At 37.0% G+C, this 20,740-nt stretch carries 20 protein-coding genes; 9 read left to right on the forward strand and 11 right to left on the reverse strand.

Annotated elements, in window-relative coordinates:
• Positions 1 to 91: 91 nt before the first annotated feature.
• Together M998_RS15230 and M998_RS15235 are read left to right on the forward strand one after the other, a co-directional pair.
• Positions 92 to 652: a nucleotidyltransferase family protein gene (locus M998_RS15230; protein WP_068909649.1), complete on the forward strand. Its 561-nt coding sequence runs from the start codon at positions 92 to 94 to the stop codon at positions 650 to 652.
• 9 nt (positions 653 to 661) lie between these two features.
• Positions 662 to 1,636: an XdhC family protein gene (locus tag M998_RS15235; RefSeq protein WP_068446339.1), complete on the forward strand. Its 975-nt coding sequence runs from the start codon at positions 662 to 664 to the stop codon at positions 1,634 to 1,636.
• A gap of 144 nt (positions 1,637 to 1,780) precedes the next feature.
• Here M998_RS15235 and M998_RS15240 read toward each other — a convergent pair whose 3' ends face one another.
• The 5 genes from M998_RS15240 to gltS form a co-directional block, all read right to left on the reverse strand.
• Positions 1,781 to 3,427 carry an alpha-keto acid decarboxylase family protein gene (locus tag M998_RS15240; RefSeq protein ID WP_068909651.1) on the reverse strand — a complete coding sequence of 549 codons (1,647 nt, stop codon included), beginning with the start codon at positions 3,425 to 3,427 and terminating at the stop codon, positions 1,781 to 1,783.
• 269 nt (positions 3,428 to 3,696) lie between these two features.
• Entirely contained in the window at positions 3,697 to 4,050 is a 354-nt protein-coding gene (locus tag M998_RS15245; RefSeq protein ID WP_068446335.1) for a RidA family protein, read from the reverse strand.
• A gap of 3 nt (positions 4,051 to 4,053) precedes the next feature.
• Positions 4,054 to 5,295, reverse strand: a complete 1,242-nt coding sequence (locus tag M998_RS15250; RefSeq protein ID WP_068446333.1) for a D-amino acid dehydrogenase — start codon at positions 5,293 to 5,295, stop codon at positions 4,054 to 4,056.
• Positions 5,296 to 5,352: 57 nt separating this feature from the next.
• A complete protein-coding gene (locus M998_RS15255; protein ID WP_068446330.1) occupies positions 5,353 to 6,261 on the reverse strand; it encodes a LysR family transcriptional regulator in 909 nt (302 codons plus the stop codon).
• A gap of 198 nt (positions 6,262 to 6,459) precedes the next feature.
• Positions 6,460 to 7,665 carry a sodium/glutamate symporter gene (gene gltS / locus M998_RS15260; protein WP_068909653.1) on the reverse strand — a complete coding sequence of 402 codons (1,206 nt, stop codon included), beginning with the start codon at positions 7,663 to 7,665 and terminating at the stop codon, positions 6,460 to 6,462.
• 820 nt (positions 7,666 to 8,485) lie between these two features.
• Between gltS and mdlC the strand changes: the two genes are divergently transcribed.
• The 5 genes from mdlC to M998_RS15285 all read left to right on the forward strand — a co-directional run bounded on the left by mdlC (position 8,486) and on the right by M998_RS15285 (position 13,155).
• Positions 8,486 to 10,117: a benzoylformate decarboxylase gene (mdlC, locus tag M998_RS15265; RefSeq protein ID WP_068909655.1), complete on the forward strand. Its 1,632-nt coding sequence runs from the start codon at positions 8,486 to 8,488 to the stop codon at positions 10,115 to 10,117.
• A 219-nt stretch (positions 10,118 to 10,336) separates the two neighbouring features.
• On the forward strand, positions 10,337 to 10,741 hold the full coding sequence (locus M998_RS15270) for a RidA family protein (protein ID WP_068909657.1): 405 nt from the start codon (positions 10,337 to 10,339) through the stop codon (positions 10,739 to 10,741).
• A gap of 115 nt (positions 10,742 to 10,856) precedes the next feature.
• The gene (locus M998_RS15275; protein ID WP_068909658.1) at positions 10,857 to 11,060 is read left to right on the forward strand and encodes a hypothetical protein; all 204 of its coding nucleotides are present in this window, start codon (positions 10,857 to 10,859) and stop codon (positions 11,058 to 11,060) included.
• 311 nt (positions 11,061 to 11,371) lie between these two features.
• Positions 11,372 to 12,265 carry a hypothetical protein gene (locus tag M998_RS15280; protein ID WP_068909660.1) on the forward strand — a complete coding sequence of 298 codons (894 nt, stop codon included), beginning with the start codon at positions 11,372 to 11,374 and terminating at the stop codon, positions 12,263 to 12,265.
• A gap of 155 nt (positions 12,266 to 12,420) precedes the next feature.
• On the forward strand, positions 12,421 to 13,155 hold the full coding sequence (locus M998_RS15285; RefSeq protein ID WP_068909662.1) for a vWA domain-containing protein: 735 nt from the start codon (positions 12,421 to 12,423) through the stop codon (positions 13,153 to 13,155).
• Between the two features lie 120 nt (positions 13,156 to 13,275).
• Here the strand turns inward: M998_RS15285 and efeB are convergent, their stop codons facing one another.
• The 5 genes from efeB to M998_RS15310 all read right to left on the reverse strand — a co-directional run bounded on the left by efeB (position 13,276) and on the right by M998_RS15310 (position 17,294).
• Positions 13,276 to 14,541, reverse strand: coding sequence for an iron uptake transporter deferrochelatase/peroxidase subunit (efeB, locus tag M998_RS15290; RefSeq protein WP_068909663.1), 1,266 nt, complete (start codon positions 14,539 to 14,541; stop codon positions 13,276 to 13,278).
• 11 nt (positions 14,542 to 14,552) lie between these two features.
• Positions 14,553 to 15,440 carry an EfeM/EfeO family lipoprotein gene (locus M998_RS15295; RefSeq protein ID WP_068909665.1) on the reverse strand — a complete coding sequence of 296 codons (888 nt, stop codon included), beginning with the start codon at positions 15,438 to 15,440 and terminating at the stop codon, positions 14,553 to 14,555.
• Complete coding sequence (locus M998_RS15300) at positions 15,433 to 16,266, reverse strand: FTR1 family iron permease (RefSeq protein ID WP_068446313.1); 834 nt, start codon at positions 16,264 to 16,266, stop codon at positions 15,433 to 15,435. Before M998_RS15300 ends, M998_RS15295 begins: the two co-directional genes overlap by 8 nt.
• Positions 16,267 to 16,277: 11 nt before the next feature.
• Positions 16,278 to 16,613 carry a cupredoxin domain-containing protein gene (locus tag M998_RS15305; protein ID WP_068909667.1) on the reverse strand — a complete coding sequence of 112 codons (336 nt, stop codon included), beginning with the start codon at positions 16,611 to 16,613 and terminating at the stop codon, positions 16,278 to 16,280.
• A gap of 123 nt (positions 16,614 to 16,736) precedes the next feature.
• On the reverse strand, positions 16,737 to 17,294 hold the full coding sequence (locus tag M998_RS15310) for an iron transporter (RefSeq protein WP_068446309.1): 558 nt from the start codon (positions 17,292 to 17,294) through the stop codon (positions 16,737 to 16,739).
• A gap of 294 nt (positions 17,295 to 17,588) precedes the next feature.
• Between M998_RS15310 and M998_RS15315 the strand changes: the two genes are divergently transcribed.
• Positions 17,589 to 18,518: a DUF7916 family protein gene (locus M998_RS15315; protein WP_068909669.1), complete on the forward strand. Its 930-nt coding sequence runs from the start codon at positions 17,589 to 17,591 to the stop codon at positions 18,516 to 18,518.
• Between the two features lie 145 nt (positions 18,519 to 18,663).
• Positions 18,664 to 19,308 (forward strand): helix-turn-helix domain-containing protein, encoded by a 645-nt coding sequence (locus tag M998_RS15320; RefSeq protein WP_068446305.1) that lies wholly within the window; start codon positions 18,664 to 18,666, stop codon positions 19,306 to 19,308.
• 739 nt (positions 19,309 to 20,047) lie between these two features.
• On the opposite strand, the gene M998_RS15325 is transcribed toward M998_RS15320, so the two are convergent.
• Positions 20,048 to 20,677: a response regulator transcription factor gene (locus M998_RS15325; RefSeq protein WP_068909671.1), complete on the reverse strand. Its 630-nt coding sequence runs from the start codon at positions 20,675 to 20,677 to the stop codon at positions 20,048 to 20,050.
• Positions 20,678 to 20,740: the final 63 nt, after the last annotated feature.

Here is a 20,740-nt window from a genome sequence, read left to right on the forward strand (position 1 = left end):
AATGGATGACCAATTAAACTTAATTATAGTATTTAATATTATTTATTTATATTATAAAGAATAAATATATTAATGCTTAATGTAAACCATCATGATTGGAATAATTATTGCGGCAGCAGGAAAAAGTGAGCGTTTTCAAGCTGCTGGTGGTCAGGGGAATAAACTCAATAGTGTCTTGGGAATTCAAACGTTATTTGAAAAAACGCTCGATAATTCAATTAGAAGTGGGCTGCCTATCCATGTCGTTACACGGACTGAAAATCAGGGTGTTATTAACAGTTGCTTACAATTTAATATTCCGTTTTCATTATTAAATAGTCATGGCTTAGGTGAGTCTATTGCCTTTGGTGTGAGAAATACGGCACATTGGGATGGCTGGTTAATTCATTTAGCAGATATGCCTTATGTAAATAGTGAACTTTTTATTAAAGTGGCTGAAGAATTGGAAAAGTGGCCTTTAGTTCGTCCAATATATAATAAAATGCCCGCTCATCCAGTAGGAATATCCGCAAAGTATCGACAACAATTAATGGATTTATCGGGAGATGATGGTGCAAAATCAATATTACAGCATCATTTTGTTTATCAACTAGACATAAATGATGCAAATATTATCAGAGATATTGATTACCCTACTTTCGATGATAAATAGGATCCAAATATGCTACGCGAAGATGTATTTGTTATAACTCAAGCGATAACGTGGATAAAAACAGAGCCAGTATGGTTATGTACAGTACTCAGTACTTATGGTTCATCGCCTCGTAGTCCCGGTTCTCTTCTTGTCGCAAAAGCAGATGGGCAATATTCAGGTTCACTATCGGGTGGTTGTATCGAAGAGGATTTTATCGAGCGCATACAAGATGGTGCATACCTTAACGCCAGCCACATAGTGCGTTATGGGCAAGGTGGTATTGAAGCAAAAGTTAACTTACCCTGTGATGGAAGTTTAGATGTATTGATTGAGTATTTACCTAATGGGAACGCATCATACAATTACCTGCTCGATATACAAAGGGCACTTCAAGGCTATACCGCCATTATCAAAAAAGTGACATTACCCATGAGAGGTGAAATAACTCAAGCATCTAATGCCTCTCACCTTACTCAAATTGAGCGCCAAGATAACACGATTCAGTTATATATTGCGGCTCCTCCTAGGCTGATTATTGCCGGTATTTCGAATGTTGGATTATATTGTGCAGATTTTGCGCTAACATTAGGTTTCGAAGTGATTATTTGTGAACATCGTGAAGAGGAGCTATCCCGATTCGCCGATCAAATATCACCACAAATTGATGTGATCCCACTATTCCCCGCACGATACTTAGAAGAAAATAGCTGTACAGCCAATACCGCAATCGTATCCCTAACTCACGATCCTCGAATAGATGACTTAACATTGATGGAAGCAGTAAATACATCAGCATTTTATATAGGCGCAATGGGCTCATCACGCACCAGCGCACGTCGACGGGAACGCCTAATTAGCTCAGGGGGAATGACCAACGCGGAATTAGATCGTATTCATGCACCGATAGGTATTCCCATCGGCAGTAAGACACCCTCAGAGATTGCGCTAGCGGTTATGGCCGATATTGTCTTCCACAAAAATACACACCAATACACGTCATAATTCATGCTGTGGCGGTGTTGGCTTCATTCGGCTACTCAGGTCACATACTTGTGTATGTGCTCCCTGAGCTATCCTCGTACAACACGCATTATTGGTGTATTGATTGAAACTATACTAATTGAATCGGTATCGATAGAATCATGATCAAGATGAATATAAAGATGATGCAAATTCACTCATTTTTCTGAGTAATTCCGATGAATTATATCTATCAGTCACGATTTCAATGTAAAATGCGGTATCTGCTGAATCAATCATATTAAGCACTTTATCGAGTTCATCGCATGTGGTGACTTTTTTGCAGACCCATCCCTCACACCCCAGCGCGGCTGGAATTTGACTATAATTCCATTGAACAATGTCATTGTAATAGCTTTCAGGTTCGTCACATAAAAGGCGTTCAATAAGGTAGCCATCATTATTTAAAACAAAAATAATGGGTTTAAGTCCAAAACGTGCAAATTGGCTAATTTCCTGAACGGTAAGCTGATGAGAACCTTCCCCCGTGGCTAAAATAGTGCGTCGGTTTGGCGCGGCAATCGCGGCACCAAATGCGGCAGGCGTCGCCCACCCAATAGAACCCCATAAAGATTGAGTGTGAAAAGAGACATCTTTAGGTAAAAGTGCAAAACCTAATCCCATAGAAAATGTGCCTGTTTCTGCAAATATAATATCATCTTGTTCGAAGATTTTTTCTAGTCGGGGATATAGATAACTTTCTGTTATTTCACCTAATTTAGATTGGATGGGTTGACCTAAACCATTGGCGCTTAATTTTTGATTAGAAATAACGGGCAAATTATCTTTTAATGCGGGAAGTATCTCGTGCAGGTAAATTTCTGAATATACCGTCGACCCGATGATGACATGGTCATCCATAATTTGAATTAAATGATCAGGGTTAATGTTAGCGGTAAATCCCCCTGAATTGACATCTGTCATTAATGCACCAATATTTAGAACGCAATCACAATTCTCTACTAACTCAGTAACTTGTGGGTTCATTAAACGGCCATTATAAATACCAATATATTGAGAATTTGTTTCGCTTAATACGCTTTTATCCATAAACATCGTTGCGTAGGGAATATTTGTCTTTTCAATAAGCATTTGAACTTGATTTACTAAATTAAAACGTAATATGAGCGAGCCTATAAGTGCGCAGGAATTCTGACTGTGGATCATCTTTTGCGAAATTAAATTTATGACTTTAGATAATGTTATTTGGTGACTTCTTGGTAAATTAAAGGGTTTTACAAAATGCTCTGTAATTGGCATTTTTGCATAATCAGAGGGGATGCCAAAATAAACAGGGCGACGTTCACGTAGTGCCCAAGCAATTAACCGCTCCGTTTCTTCGAGGCAATTTTCTGGGGTTATAATGGTATGGGCACAAACAACATGCTGGCTCATATGATAAAAGGTATCAAAATTGCCGTTGCCAAGAGTATGGTGAACTAACCGATGACTATTTTGAACCGCACTAGTTGGCATACCAACTAAATGAAATATGGGTAATCTTTCGGCAAAAGCCCCCGCAATCCCATTGAGTGCGCTTAATTCCCCAACCGCAAAGGTGGTTGATAGTGCTGCGACACCTTTAATTCTTGCATATCCGTCAGCCGCATAGGCTGCATTTAGCTCATTACAATTGCCTATCCAGCGCATATTACTACTTGCACAAACGGCATCATTTATTGGAAAAGAGTAATCGCCAGCGACACCAAACACATCCGAAATCCCTAAGTCATGCAACCTAGATAAAATATGCTCAATAACCGTCTTGGTCATTTTATTTCTCCAGTGTATTGTTAATTCGATGAGTCAATATGCTTTATAATTGAATTTATCCAGAAGATAGTATTGTTGGTAACCTATTTAATGGTAGTAGAGAAATTAAAAGAGAGAGTGTTTTTTTTGCTATAGAACTAAGTAAAAAAATTTGGCAAATATTTTTATTGGATTTAATTTTAGGAGGGGGGAACGGATAGAGGATAAAAAATGGCACTTAATTCGTATTTATCAATACAGATTTAATGCCATTATATTTTAATCTAGGTTTAGCGTTGAACGGCAGTAACCATAACTTCAACAAGCACCTGCTCTCTAGCCATATTCGCTTCAACGGCGGCTCGGGCAGGGCTATTTTCAACAGGCATCCAAGATTCCCAAACTGCATTAAATGCAGCAAAATCCCGGTTTATATCTTTAATCCAAACTTGCGCAGATAAAATACGTGTTTTATCACTATTACTTGCAGCAAGTAATGCATCAATTTTTGCAAAAACTTCTTCAGTTTGTTTCGTGATATCACCAGTTAAATCACTTGGTACTTGCCCTGATAAGTAAACTAAGCCTGCATATTCGACGCTATCAGCTAAGCGTGGTTTTGGGTTATTACGTTTGATGGACATGTACTACCTCGTTAATCCGGATAAAGAAATGGGAGATTTTTGTTCTGTTATTAACTGACTAATGATGACAGCACTACCCGCCGCTAATGTAAACCCTAGACTTCCATGACCAATATTTAGCCAAAGGTTATGATATGGCGTTTTTCCTAATATTGGTGGTCCTTTTGGGGTTGATGGGCGCAAACCACACCAACTTTCTGCATTATCAACTTTTGGCAAATCAGGAAATGTTTTTTTAATAATATGTTTAAGCGCAGCAATTCGGTTTTCACGTAAGCCAAATTTGTCATAACCGATATCGACCATTGCGGCAATGCGTAGTTGATCGTTCAATTTCGCATAGACAATTTTATTACCGTAATCTGTCACGTTGACTTTGGGGACAATATGTTCAGTTTTTGGGTAATCGACACTTAAGCTATAACCTTTTAAGCCTAAAATAGGCACATTGATGCCTAATGGTTTTAAGATTTCTCGACTACCATTTCCGGCACAAACAATAACATCATCAGCAATAAGCGTTCCCTGGTGAGTGACGACGCCAGTGATGCGGTTATCTTGTTTAATAAAAGATTGAACAGAATGTTGTAGATAAAGATTAAATTGAGGCTGTGTTGATAAATATTGTAGGATATTTTTGCAAAATAAATAACAGTCGGCGCTTTCATCATCGGGTGCGTATATTGCACCAACTAATTGGGATTGAATATTTTTTAGCGATGGCTCTAATTCAATAACTTCATTTGTATTTAAAATTTTTTGAAATTGTTTATCGACAGTTTCGCTCGCTTTATTAAAGCTTTTTTTATCACGATGAATAATTAACTTACCTGATTTTTCCCAAGCAAAATCAGCAAGATCACCATTATTGCGCCATGTATTCATAATTTCTTGGCTTAGCAATGACAACCTTAATAAGTGGGTACCATTAATTTTATTGGTTGCTCGGTTGCAGGCTAAAGTAAATTGAGCGAGCCAAGACCATTGCTGTAGCGACGGTTCAACTCTTAAATTGAGAGGTGAATTATTTTTTCCCATCCAACGTAGACCCTGCAATGGGACGCCCGCATCAGCGAGAGGGGAAACATAGCGGTAGCTAAGTTGACCTCCGTTTGCAAAACTGGTTTGCATACCGACATCAGATTCAGACTCAATCAGTGTGACTGTTTGGCCTGCTTTAACTAAAGCATACGCGGTACTTAATCCAATAACGCCAGCACCAATAACCACCACATGTTTAGCCATAATATTCCGTCACCAATAAATAACTAAGGAATGGTTATTTAACGGCGAATAAGCTAACTAAACAATTGAGTTTTCTTTACCTGAGTATAACTTTTGGTTAACTAGGTTACTTCTTTTTTCAAGCGTGAGTGACAATGTATTGACATAATTTTGCGCCGCTTTTGTTAACGGTTTATCAGCACGATGAAAAACGGAGACCGCTAATTTCAATTCTTCTTTTAATGGATAGATCATTGAATCAGGAAGGGTGTGTTCAGCTGAAAATATATCCGTGATGCTACAACCTAGCCCCGCTTGGACAAATTCTGCCGCCATATGGTAGGTGTGCACGCTAATATTTGATTCGGAAAACTCATGAAGTTTTTGGAGTAATTGTGCGAGAGAATCTGATCCTGGGTGGATCCAACGCGCTTGGTCAATATCAAATAATGAAACAGGGGATTGAGTGGGGGGCAGGCTATCGACATAAACCAGTGGGATATCGGCAATAGGAAGTACAGTTATGCCACCTTCAATAGAAAGATTAAAACCAATTCCAATATCTAAATCTTGTTGTGCTAATAGTTGCAGAATATCTGTTGTGTGGTGTGTGCCAATAGTGAGCTTTATATTGGGGTGCTTTTTAATAAAGAGAGCTGTAACCTCGGGGACTAAATTGAGTCCTAAGCTAGGTAAACAACCAATAGCGAGCTTCCCTTGTGGGTTACGAGATAAATTTTGTGCTAAAATTCTGAGTCTATCTAAATTTTGATAAACCGCTTTAGCTTCTTCAAATAACAGATTCGCCTCATCCGTAGGTATTAATTTTCCTCTTATCCGCTGAAATAATACCAGACCTAATTGTTGTTCTGCATGTTTCAGTGCTTTACTGGCAGCAGGTTGAGAGATATGTAATACCTCCGCCGCACGGGTTAATGATCCACAGGTCATTACTGCATAAAAAATATCAAGATGCCTTAATTTCATTGTCCATAACCTACAAAATACTTTGCTAATACACTTATTCTACAGAAAAAATAGCAATCAATCCGGTGATGTAGTCACTTATAAATAATAAAAAACAATTAAAGATATATTTAAGGGGAATAATTGGAAGGTAGAATGCTAAATTTTACGGTTCAGCCCATATATTCCTATTATAGACTGAACCGTATAACTGAAAAATTAAGCGAAATAAGTTCCTATTTCGAGAAAGATTTTAATCAATATGCTATTGGATATATCAACAATAAATGCACCAACCATAGGGACAACTAAGAAGGCTTTATGAGATGGACTAAATGCTTTTGTGACAGTTTGCATATTTGCAATGGCGGTGGGGGTTGCTCCCATACCAAATCCACAATGTCCTGCGCTGATAACCACTGCATCATAATCTTTGCCCATCATCTTAAAGGTAACAAAACAAGCAAATAGAACCATGACAACGGTTTGTACCGCAATGATTAATAGTACTGGGCCTGCCATACTGGCGAGTTGACCGAATTTTAACGACATCAATGCCATGGCTAAAAATAGAGATAATGCGACGCTACCGAGTACATCAACGGTTGGCTCGAATACCTCGTGTTTAAATATATGAGTAAGCACATTACGGATGATAATACCCACGAATAAACACCAAACAAAAGTGGGTAACTGTAATAGGGTATCTTTGACGAGTTCACTAATATAGCTACCCGCAACAATACAGATAATCAGCATTGAGACAGTTTCAATCACATTGTTGGCATTAATTTTTCTTTTAACGCTGGGCTGCTCAAAAGCTTCAACAATGGTTTCTTTTTCTAATTCAGTTGCACTAGGGATGGTAACTTTTTTCAATAAATGTCTCGCAACTGGGCCTCCAATTAGCCCACCAAGGACTAAGCCCATAGTGGCACATGCCATTGCTAATTCAACCGCACCAGTAACACCATATTTATCTGCAAGTATTGGTCCCCAAGCGCCTGCATTACCGTGGCCGCCGGTTAAAGTAACGGAACCTGCAATTAAACCAATAAATGGACTTTCATCTAACATAACTGCCATTCCCATCCCAACGGTATTTTGGATAGCAATTAAGATAGTTACTGCAATTGTGAGTAAAACTAAAGGCTTACCACCTTTGATTAATCGCGAAAAATCTGAACTTAATCCAATTGATGAGAAAAAAGTTATCATCAATATGCTTTGTAATGAGGCATCAAATGTAAATGAATAACCCGCAACCTTATCAACAATAAGTAAAATAATTGCAACGATAAAGCCACCAACAACCGCTTCGGGTATATGATTTTTTTGTAAAAAAGGAGTGTATTTTACAACAAACATTCCGATGAGTAGCGCTAAGCACGCTACTAATAAAGTGTAGCTGGCATCTAGGATCATTATTTTACCTCACGTTAGGTTACCAGAGCGTTCACTGTTGTTATTTAACATTAGTGACGAAACAAACTACTTTGGTTAACCTTTGTTTAACAATGAGTTTTGTTTGGGTATCTATAACTTTTAGTTAACCATAAAGCCACCTAAACTAAGTGTATTTAGGTTAGTTCGATTTTTTATCACTAAATATTTTGCTATTTATCTTAGAGAAACGGCGCTAGTCATAGGTGTTTACCATAATTAATGGTTGAAATGGTTCCAATCATTGAATTGATAAATGAATAAATTTTGCTATCTTCGGTTCAGAAGCCTAAATGTAAGAAATGTGACGAGTCACATAAAAAAGAAAAGTAATCATTTAAAGAAATAAAGCTATTAAGGCAAATACGTTTTTTTATTTGAAGAGGTATTGCTATTTCAATCAGAGAAATAATTTATAAACTTGATGATGTTTACTGTGAATTAATTTGAGAAATATTTACATCACCAGTTAAATTAGCCTGTTTATTTAAATGGAGTTAATGCAATCATTACGATAAGAGTTCGTATGATTGTTTTGTTTGTGAATTGATCCTTGGTTTATTTAACCATCTTATTGATACCATCAAAATAAGTACATTAATTAACCTTCTGTTTTTATCAGGAATATTGTTTTTTTGATTCACTTTGGCTAATGTTTTTAATATATCGAGTTGGCTGCCTGTGATATTAGCTGTTTCCCTTTTTTGCTATGATGAAAATTATTTGAAGATATTGTTCATCATCTGAAATTTAATTTTAGTACGTAAATGAAGCTATCTGTTGTTTCTATGGGGTATTTTTAATGAAGAAAACCATCCGCCAAGTCACATTCGACTTGCTACGTAAGCTTGATATTACAACTGTTTTTGGTAATCCCGGTTCGACAGAAGAGACATTTTTAAAAGATTTTCCGAGTGATTTTCGGTATATACAAACGTTACATGAATCTTCAGCGGTTGCCGCTGCAGATGGCTATGCTCAAGGCATGCGTAAGGTAGCGATGGTTAATGTACATACCTCTGCAGGTTTAAGTAATGCAATGAGCAACATATTAACCGCTTATATGAATCGAACACCGCTTATTATTACAGCAGGAAACCAAACCCGTGAAATGCTGTTAATGGAACCCTGGTTAACGAATATTGAACCTGAAGTATTACCAAAGCCATGGGTCAAATGGAGCTATCAGCCTGCGCGTGCTGAAGATGTTCCCGCGGCATTTATGCGTGCTTATGCAATGGCGATCCAACCCCCTGCTGGGCCCGTTTTTCTTTCAATACCTCTGGATGATTGGGATAAACCCGCACAGGAAGAGATTGCCGTAGTACGTTCAATACCTACACGTATAGGCTATGATCCGGATCGTTTACAAGAATTTGCTGATGCGTTATCAACGGCAAAAAAACCGCTATTAATTTATGGTTCTGCGATTGCAAGAGGCCAAGGTTGGGACGCCGGCATAAAGCTTGCTGAAAAGCTAAATGTGCCGGTATGGGCAGCTCCTGCATCAGAGCGCCCACCGTTTCCAGAGACTCATCCCCTTTATGCTGGGGGGCTGCCATTCGCGATTGAACCACTTTGTGAAAAATTAAAAGGGCATGATTTAGCCATTATTATTGGTGCGCCTGTTTTTAGGTATTATCCTTATGTAGCAGGCAGTTATATTCCAGAAGGTTTGCGGTTATTGCATATTACTGATGACCCGATTGAAATCGGTAGAGCGCCAGTTGGCGATAGCCTATTGAGCGATGCGGTGTTAGCCATTGAAGGGTTAACTGAGCGAGTTATCGCAAGGCCTGCATTAATAAAAGCAGTGGAGAAACAATCTCATGGAATGGCTTCTTATCCTGCAGCACCTGAAGAAAAATCAAACTCCTCAGTATTAAGTGCGGCTGAGCTATTTGAAGCACTACGAGAAATTTCACCTCAAGAAACTATCCTTGTTGAAGAGTCACCATCCAATCTTGGTGAATTACACCGTGCATGGCCAATTGAAACACCTGACTCATTCTATACGTTTGCAAGTGGCTCATTAGGTTGGAATTTACCGGCTAGTGTTGGTATTGCATTAGCAGAAAGGGACAATGGCCGTCATCGTCCGGTTATGGCTGTTATTGGTGATGGCTCGATGCAATATTCAATACAAGGGTTATGGACTGCAGCGCAACATAATTTACCCATTATTTTTGTGATCCCGAAAAATAGTGAGTATGCAATTTTAAAATCATTTGCTGTACTTGAGAAAACTCCCGGCGTCCCAGGTCTTGATATTCCGGGGTTGGATATTGTCGCGTTAGGTAAAGGCTATGGTTGCACTGCAATAAAAGCAGATACTATTGAGCAAGTTAAGCAAGCTTGTAAAGATGGGTTTGCTCGTAAAGGACCCACCGTTATCGAAGTCCCGATTTTACCGGCAATACCGCCACTTATTTAGCGGCTTAAAATATCATAAGAATAGCCTCTCTCGTGGAGGCTATTTTTTTATCGGATTAGATATATTCGTCATACTTCAAGTTGCATGTTATTGGCTGCATTCAATCGAATAATTTACCTATGTTCCTTGCAAATAATCTCCTTGTCGCCTAGCTGCGTCTTGAATTATTCAGCGTTTATATTAGCATTGAGCTCACTATTGTTTAGTTGGTGAGAATATATGCAAAAAAAATCAATCAACCCGTCTTCAGTTTTTGATTCGCTACAATACGGTTTCAGTCAGGCAATTGAAACAACGGGTACACGCCAACTATTTCTTTCAGGGCAGGTGGGTGTAAATGCGGATCAACAAACGGTATCGGGTGGAGTGTATGAACAAACGGTACAGTCGCTTCTCAATATAGAACATGTTTTACGAGATGCGGGTGGTGATTTATCTCATGTTGTTATGCTCAGGATCTATATTAAACAAGGCTATGATAGTCCTGAAGATCAAATCGATATTGCTAAAGCATTAAAGGAAAAGTTTGATTTAGCGCCTCCAGCATCATCGTGGATCATTGTTACGGGTCTATCTTTACCTGAATGGCTGATAGAAATAGAGGCTCATGCGGTTTTAAATTAAAATAAGCTTTTAGGCATACGATATTGAAAAACAGAATAGATGATGAACTAACATCTATTCTGTTTTTTAGCGCTATTATTAAATCATTGTAAATCATTATCCTAAAGGGGTTGATGTGTCTGGTCATAAAATGGGCGGAGAACGCATTCGTAGCGAAACGGGGAAAAATAAGCGTCTTTCTCGTTTTGAAATCAATGAAATAAAGCATGCAATTGAAATTGAAAATTCAGTCTGCAAAAGGAAAGGAAAACAGCCTAAGCTAGCCATGGTGACTCGCTTTTATTGTGGTTGTAATTGTTTTTCAATAAAAGTTGATTAAAGTGACAAGCATTTGTATCTCTAATGCGTATTAATCAATGATTAACACCAATGGTAGAATTAGTATTCTAACTATTATCAATACTTATAATTTTAGTGTGGAACAGATTTTTACGTTAAAGATAAACAAAAGCACATATCGTAAAGTTATTTTTATAAATATGGATTAAAACCATTCTAAATAGATTGTTATTCTATTCAAGGTAAATGATATTTACTCACCATTCTTCATTAATGCTGGTATTTATAGTTATCACAGTAAAATATTAGAAAAAATAATAATATACGTTCTTAGGTTGGTTGGAAAAACGAATGAAAATGATACTAAAGATGGGATTTGTTTTTACGATGATACTTTTCTTATCGGCGTGTGATGATTTTGATCTCACGGGAGATAAAGGTAAATTTTATTATAGTAATCCAACAACCAGCAATATTTCATTTAAAATCGATGGTAGAAATTATGAGGTATTACCAAGCAATAATGGTGTGATATCTCTCTCTACGGGGCAACATATCATGGAGGATAGCCAAGGTAATACAATGACTTTTATGGTATTCGAGCATAACTCTGGTGGAATACTTAACCCTAACCACCTTGTATATTACAGTTTATCTGAAGTTTTCGCTGTTGATGGTAAAGAGGGGAGCTTTAAGCCTGTAAATCACCATGTAGTCATTAATAGTCACGAACTTAAATTGCCCATAAGAAGTGCGGATGCACAAGTTATCGATGCAAATTTATTTAGATGTCGCTATCCGGTTGGGGAAGCGTTTCCTGATACTATCACTATATCCAATAATAAATTAGATGGAAATATCCAATCTAAATGTTTTGATCAGGTTGAATTAATTAAATATTTTTCAAATGAATACAGTGAAAACCTCCTGCCTGAACCATCAAATAAAAATCCTATAAATTCGATTAATATGCATTTTAGCTATGATATACCGATGGTAAGCTTTTCAGATCCTCAAATGCAATTTATCGCGGAACAGTTAATTAACTTGGTTATACAGATAAAAGACTCTGATGACACAGATATTCATGATGAGTTAAATAAAAACTTTCATCAGCTAACGATTGACCTTGTTCATGCTCATACAGAAAATACGGTTAATAATAGTGTGCCTGAAAATGAAAAATATAATGATTTTATAAACCAAATTAATCAATTGAGAAGTAATGGAATTTGGATTAAATAGATTAAATTTTCTTTATGATTAAATCGCTATATCGCCTCATTATAAATTAAGACTATGCTTATTAATTAAGCAGAGTAATCTTATTTGAAATAAAGATTAAAATTGGAAGATAGATAAAGGTCATCTTAACTGTCATTTCATCAAGGAACTCGGCGATGAGTCTATTTAAAAAATCGTTTTTAACTTTAGCATCAACGGCATTGATACTATTATTTTCTTCCATTTCAAGTGGTAAAACAATTGTTGAGGCAAAAAATGACTCAAAGGTGCTGGACTTAGTTTTTATTCTAGATAAAAGTGGTTCAATGTCTGGTTTTGAAACGGATACTATTGGTGGATATAATAGTGTTTTAACAGAAAATAGAAACAAAAGCGGTGAAACCTATATCACAACAGTTTTATTTAATGATAAAACCAGCATGTTATATAATCGAGAACCAATTGATAAAGTGTCTAATTTAACATTAGAAGACTATTCTGCTAATGGATACACCGCTTTGCTAGATGCTATCGGTGAAGGCATTGAAAAAATGCGTGAAAATAGAAAGATCACTAAAAATAATAATGTATTATTTGTGATCATTACGGATGGGCAAGAAAATAGCAGTAAAAAATATAATCAAGCTAAAATTAAAGCGATGATTAAAACTGCAGAAACAGAAGATAAATGGGATTTTATTTTTTTAGGCGCGAATATTGATGCGATATCAGAAGCTGAAAATATTGGAATAAAAGGCGCTAATGCAACAGGTTATGTACAAGATGGAACGGGCTATGATAAAGCTTACCGAGCAGTCAATAAGGCAGTTGAATCAAAACAAATGGCTGCACCAATTGCTGAAGACTGGAAACAGGAAGTTGAGGCAGATGCAAAAGAGCGTAAAAAATAACGATTATCTGATAGCCTTTATTTAGTGCCACCTAACTAAACAAATGAACCCCGAATAAGCATTATGCTATCGGGGTTTTTTAATTAAATAATATAAGACATCAAATCAAATTGATTAGTGCTATTTCAATGCATTAAACATGCTTTGAGCTAGGCTATCTTGTGCTGTTTTGATCCCCGGCAATACAAAATAGTACCCACCGCCAAATGGTTTGATATAACGTTCAAGAGGCTCACCATTGAGACGCTTTTGAGTATCAATAAAACCTGTTTTTAGATTTTTTTGGTATGACACAAAAATTAAGCCCATATCAAGTACGCCACTTTCAGTTAATCCTAAAGAGTAACTATAACTGCGACGTCGCAATTTAGCCGTATAGCGTTCAGGATTGCGAGGTTCGGCACGGCGCATGTGTGAATCAAATAAAATCCTATCTCCATGAGGGTCTTTTTCAAATTCAGGTGAGTCGAATTCCTGTTTCATACCTATTGGTGCACCGGTTTCCTTATGACGACCAAAATCATTTTCTTGGTCTTCAAGTGGAGTTCTATCCCAAAATTCAAGATTAAAGCGAATTAAACGAACAGCTTGATAGGTTCCCCCAGCACACCATTGTGGTTCTTGGTTATTTGGTGTGATCCAAATTAATTCGTTCATTAATGGTTCATCTGATGTTGGGGCGTTACCACTCCCATCTTTAAAACCAAAAAGATTAATTGGAGTCGAGCGATTATCAATATCTCTCGAGGGCAGAAAGCCATCAATTTTCCAAAGTGGAAACATCAAGGGGGCTGTGTGGCGCAAAATATCACGTAATGCGTAAATAACGCTTTCTTGGCTATTAGCACAAATTTGCAGCATGATGTCACCACCACACCATTTTTGTTCTAATCTATCATTGGGAAAGCTTGTCATTTCAACGAGATAATGGGGCTTTATTTTATCTAAGCCGAAACGGTCATCGAATAAACTATGACCAAGTGATACCGTTACACTCAATGAATCAGGTTGTAATAGCGTACCCAAAATACCAGATTCAGCAGGGGGCATTTTATCATTAGAAGTTATAGGCGCTTTCTGCACTTGAGTAAGGTGTGCTATACGCTGAGTGAGTAAGGTAAATAGCTTTTGTAACTCATTAATGGAGTTAGACGTGATATTAAAAGCAATAAATGACGCATTTTTTTGCTCAGGGGTTAAGACTCCAGCCTGATGCTCTCCGAGGTAATTTATTGATTTATCATAGGTAAGTTGACAATTTTTCAGCTGTTCTTTCGCGTTAAGTGTTGGTGCGACAAAGATAGCACTACCAATAGCTAATGTTTTTAGCGCGTTTCGCCTAGAAAAATTTACAGGTTGCGAGTCACATCTCAGTTTAGTGTGCATAAATTTATGCCTTAATATTTATAATAAACATCAACGTCGAGCTGTGCTCGTAATATTGCGAGTACTTCGGCCTGTTGTGTTAGAAGTGAATATAGTGCCATTTTATCTTTTTGGTTTAATTGGCGATAAGGTTGATAGCGGCCTTCTGACAATTGATACGACTGCATTATTTGATTTATTTTTTGATTGTTTTCTTTTATTCGCGCAAGCGTTGTTGGTTGAATAAAAGGTGTCAGAATTTCAACGATCGTTTGTGAACCTTTTAAATTAGCGGCAATATCGGCTAAATCGGATTGGCTATAAATATTTTCTTCGCCAGCTAATTTTGTTTCAAGGATCATTTCGATAAAATCAGCGGAAGCTTGAACTAATTTTGGGATCTCGATAGTTTCTGTTTCAAGGCGTTTATTAAGGTCACGGCCTTTCATCAACAATTCATCTGCAGCGGTGAGGGCAGATTTAATGTCTTTTTGTGCGAATAATCGATACTCCACTAAATGAAATCCTGAAAAGCGATAATCATTTTCTTTATCGAGGAAGTAGCTTGCCCGTGGATTAATTGTCCTATCGGTATTACCAAATAGGATAATGATAGGCCGAACAGTTTCATAATGTTGATGGGCGAGTATATAGGCGCTTTGGGCTTTTTGCTGTTCTCCATTCTGTAGACTTTGGTTTAAAATTTCAAGTTGAGAAACCATCTCTCCTAGTTCTTTTCTGACAAAAACTAAATAAGTTTGAATAGCTTGCTGATATTTTTCCGGTGTCGGAATATCACCTTTCGCAATAATAATATCATCCCCAGTTTGTACTGGGGATCTTAATGCTTTTGCATGGGCAGGTAATGATACCGCTGTAAGTAAAATAAGGCCTAAATAAAGCGGTATTTTGTTACGCATTTTTTTTGCTCCTAGCAAATAGCGTAATAACGACAATCCAATACACCACAAATGTAATGACACTTAACCCTATTGGTTGTGAGCGATAGGCAAAAAACGAAGAAATAAAATTGCCTGCAATACCTGAGTCATCAAGTAATGCGGTGGTATCCCAAGCAGGGTAAATAAGAAGATCAGGGATTGAATAATCATATTCGATCAGCAAGTTAGCTATTTCTTCTACCCCTTTTAGTAACAAGGATAATGCGAGGAAAAGTAAGATAACGCCTGTGACATTAAAAAATATCTTCCATGAAATGAGTCGATTAGTTAAAAGGAAAATATATAAAGTCAGTCCGGCAATAAGAATGCCTCCGCCAACTTCAAGAAAAAATGAACCGGCATTTGCACTGCTCAGGGACATAATAAAACTGGATAGAAAGACAACTATCTCACTGCCTTCACGGGCTATTGCAATGGCAATAATTAGTGCAGCACCCCACCAGTTATGATGCGCCGCGTTACGATTAATACCTGATTCAATTTCGGATTTCATAGCGCTGCCATGCTTGTTCATCCAATAGACCATTTGAACAATTAAAATACAGGCCAGTAATTCCATAAAAATCATAAATAGGGATTGCCCAGTGTCATCGAGCACATTGAAGACACCATAAATTAATAACGCTAATAAAATAGAGGTAATGATCCCTAATGCAACTCCCCCCCAAAGGAATTTCATGCCATTACGAGCGTCAGGATGGCGTTTAATCCACGCATAAATAATCCCGATTACCAATAGCGCTTCAAAGCTTTCACGCCATACTACAAAGAGAACTTGCCCCATGTTAAATCCTACTATTTAGCAATGATCTCGCCTTTTGGGTGAGAGAGATGGAAATCATCAAAGAAACTATAAGTGCCTGGTTTGAGCGGGGCAATAACCACAACAGAGCTTGCACCCGGCGCTAATACTTTTTCTTTTCTCAGCTGAAGGCTTTCAAATTCAGCCGGTTCAGTGCCCGTATTGGTAATTTTGATCCGAATAATCGTTTTGGCGGGAACCTCAAGCACTCGAGGAATTAAATCCCCATTTTTCATTTCTAATTCAACCGTAAATTTCTCAGCAGCAAAAACGGCTTGAGGTGAGAGTGCGCAAAGGGTAACGATTAAAAGGTTGAGCAATATCTTCATTTTTAACTCAAGTAATTAATTAAAAAATACCAACGAAAAAGGCTTACTTAGGAAGTGAAGTGACGCCATAAAGTTGGACACTTGAGTTAACTCCTTGTAAGCCTTTTACTCATTTAATCGAAATTAGTAGCTGCCTTTACGACCTACGCCGGCATAGTCAAAATCCCATGAAGTTTCAAAAGGTTTAAACCATGGAGCCACGCCGGTTTCTTTATCGATGTGGCGGCCAAATACCGCTTGTTTGTTGTATGACGGTGGGTAAATTTTATAGGTAACTCGATACTTACCGTTACCCTCTAATTTGATATTTTCACCGTAGTGTGGGCCATCACTTGCGATCATCGGCATGAATGTACCCGTTTGTGTTTGTGGTTTGTCACCTAGCTTGGTGACCGTATATTCAATAGTCAGGTAAGGGATCCAATCACCTTCTGCAAAACCATTTGGGTTATCTTCAACTGCATGAATATCAGCTTCTAAATGAATATCAGCCTTATCTGCAGGAAGATGAGACATGGCATGATGTCCCTCTTCGGTATCCATTGTGATAGGTTGTAGATAAACGCCTTGAATTTCCATTCCATTTTTGATGATGGGATGGCCGAGAGGGTATTCTTGAGCAAATGCAGAAACAGAAAATAATACTAAACTTGAAACAGCGGCTTTGTAAGCGAGTTTCATTGTGACTTCCTTACCATTATTTGACATAGAAGTTTAATGATAATCATTACTATTCAATAAATACAAGCGGTAATTTACGAGGTATATAACTAAAGTTGATTATAGACATTAAAAAATTATAAAAATCCATATGTTACATAAAGTTATTATTCTTAAAAAAATAACTTATGTAAGCGTATCTCTTAAGTTAATGATTATTACTGATGTGATATATACTCAAACTTGAGAAGTTAAGAGTATATTTCGAGTCTGAGAATTACGTAACTTAAAGCTAATTGATAAAAGGTATAGCGAATGCAAAAACGTTATCTTGATTGTTCTGCATCTGAGATTTTACAGTTAAGCAAAAAAAAATTACTTGAAGCAATTAAAGGGAGCGAAGGGCGTCTTTTAGTCTCGGAAACAATAGGGACGATTCAACCGGTCTTAATGACAGTAACCAATGCTGAGCTTGCTGCTAGCCAAGGTGCGGATATCTTGTTGTTGAATGTTTTTGATGTAAATAATCCCATTGTGCTCGGGCTACCTGAAGGAACTGCACCTGAAACCATGATTAAAACACTAAAACACCTTACCGGTCGTGCCATCGGTGTGAATTTAGAGCCTGTCCCAACGGGTTTTAATAACCCAACGCAAGATGCACAATGGAAAATATCAGAAGGACGCCTTGCAACCGTTAAGAATGCGATGAAATTGAAAGAAATGGGGGTTGATATCATCGTTCTAACGGGAAATCCGGGTAATGGTGTGACCAACCAAGAAATAAACCAAAGCTTAAAAGAGTTAAAAGCAGTTGTAGGTAATGATGTCATCCTTATTACCGGGAAAATGCATGCTGCGGGTGTATTGAATGAATCGGCTGAGCAACTAATTACCGAAGATGATATTCGCTCTTTTATATCCAGTGGCGCCGACATTATTTTATTGCCTGCGCCAGGAACGGTACCGGGTATTACATTAGAATTTGTGCAAAAAATGGTGGCTTACTGTCATTCTCAGGGCGTTATGACGATGACGGCTATTGGTACATCCCAAGAGGGTGCGGATATTCAAACCATTAGACAGATTGCCTTGATGTGTAAAATGGCCGGTACTGATTTACATCATATTGGTGACTCAGGGTATAACGGTATCGCATTACCTGAAAACATCCTTAATTATGGCATTGTTATTCGTGGTGTGAGACATACATACTCGCGGATTGCGCGCTCCGTTAATCGCTAATTTACGGAAATTTAGTCTTTGACTCAGAATAATTGATCTAGATCATGAGTAAAAATTTTATCAATATATAACTTGATCTGGAATATGAAAATTAAATCCTAAATAGACATAATCAGAGAATACTTATCGAAGAATAAGGGTGATTATGTCTATAGATACGATAACTTGCACAGCAGGCCAGTTAAGAAAAAAGTGTTGTGATTCAATTACTCCAGAGTTATTAGCTACAATTGCAAGTGTGACAATAACGGATGGGCTATCCCCCATTCAGAATGACATACCACTCGCGGTTTCGCTGATGGATCCACAAGGTAAAACATTGTGGTTGAGTCATACTAATGAAAAGCATTCTACAATCGCTACTTTATTTGCGGATAATGTGACGCCATATGATGGTTTATTTGAATGTGCGATAACGCTAGAGGGGCGGTTTTATTACTTAGCGCCTGTTTATTCCGATAATAATATTTTACTCGCAATAGTGGCACTTTCGACGAAAGGTGTTAACAGCAATATCTTGCTAGCGCTATCTCATTCATTAGGCCGTGAAGTGAGTGAGAAACTGAAATGTCACTTCTATTTGCAAAAACTAATCAGTGAGCCAATACCCGAAAGCCTATTTCGAGATCTCGACATACAGCAAGTTGAGAAAGCGCTTATTATTGAAGCCGCACTTACGTGTAATGGGAAAATTCAACATATGCACCAAGCTTTAAATATGGGACGAACGACGCTTTGGCGCAAGTTGAAGCAATATAATATCGATATAAAAACCTATAAAAATCTATAAATAAACCTAACTAAGATTTTCATCTATGGCGGTGAGTTTGCCGCTAATCCATCGAATTGCTTATAGGGAGTGCAAATTGTAAACTCTAATTTAGGCAGTCGATTTGCTTGTAAAAAATAATTTTGCTGATTTTCTCTATTAATTTAAAGAAAGTCAGCAAAAGTGCAAATGATGCACTAAGTTCAGTTAAGCCTATTTATAAAACAAAATATATAGCTAGCATCGGATTATTTTCGATGATCGCTTTCTTTTGCCATAAGATAGATACGCTAAGAAAAAGAGAAATGAAAAAAACAGGTGAATTATCCGAAAATATTTTCAATGTTTATATCATTTATAGTCTTAGATTTTTAGACTAATGAGAAAAATATGGAACTAAATACGGTTACAATTAGGATTAAACCACTAGCTTAAGGTGAGTAGTTGAGTTAGGTAGGGCTAAGATAAAAAACTATAAAAAGCTAAATAATTATTTTTGTATAATTTAACTTAATAAAAATGTATGTAATTATTTCATGTGTTAAATATTAACCAACATATGTTATATTTTATTTTTAAATATATCAGTGATGCAGATAGGGTGGCTATCTCATCAGTAGGCTATCAAGTTGCTTGATCTCATTCCGAGACTTTATTCTTTTTGTAATCAAAATGTATGGCTTTTTTTGAAGTATCTGATGGCTTAAAAGTAAACCATCAGAATATAATATTTTAAATATGGAGAGTTACCCATCATATATTACACATTTTTAGGATAAGTATTAATGAATTCATACTCTTGAATAAGTTGTGGTAAAGATTTTATCCCTAATTTGGTATAAATATTTGAACGATGTACTTCAACTGTTCTCGGTGAAAGTGAAAGCTTTTCAGCGGTTTCCTTGCTTGTGTTCCCCTCAAGGATCATATCCATTATCTCTCTTTCTCGGGTAGAAAGACGGTCAAACTTATCTGATAGATATGTATACTTTTTGTAACCTTCATGCATATTAAAGAATTGTTCCGTTGCACCAGAAATAGCGTTCATAACTTCACTATCAGTGAATGGAAAAGAGAAAAAATCATAAGCACCAGATTTAAAGCTTTCTCTACATAAATTGAGTGAAGGTTCTTCTGACAAAACAATGAATGGTACAATACCAAAACTATTATTGATGTTGCTTAATTTGTTAATATGACTTTCATCTTTATTTAAGAATAATAAAATACATTCCTTTGCTCCTTCTTCTAAAGGGTAAGTATAATTACTAATGAACGCTTCTTCATTATTATAAAATTTAAAGATGAAGCCAAAAGATTCCATCGTTAATTTCAGTTTATTCTTAATGACATTATCACTTTCTATAATTACGTGAATGGTGTTATTCATCACCAAACTCCTGTTAAACTGATTTGATATTCATATTAATTAAATAAAATAGGTAGATAACCG

The sequence above is a fragment of the Providencia heimbachae ATCC 35613 genome (assembly GCF_001655055.1).
Classification (GTDB): Bacteria; Pseudomonadota; Gammaproteobacteria; order Enterobacterales; family Enterobacteriaceae; genus Providencia; species Providencia heimbachae.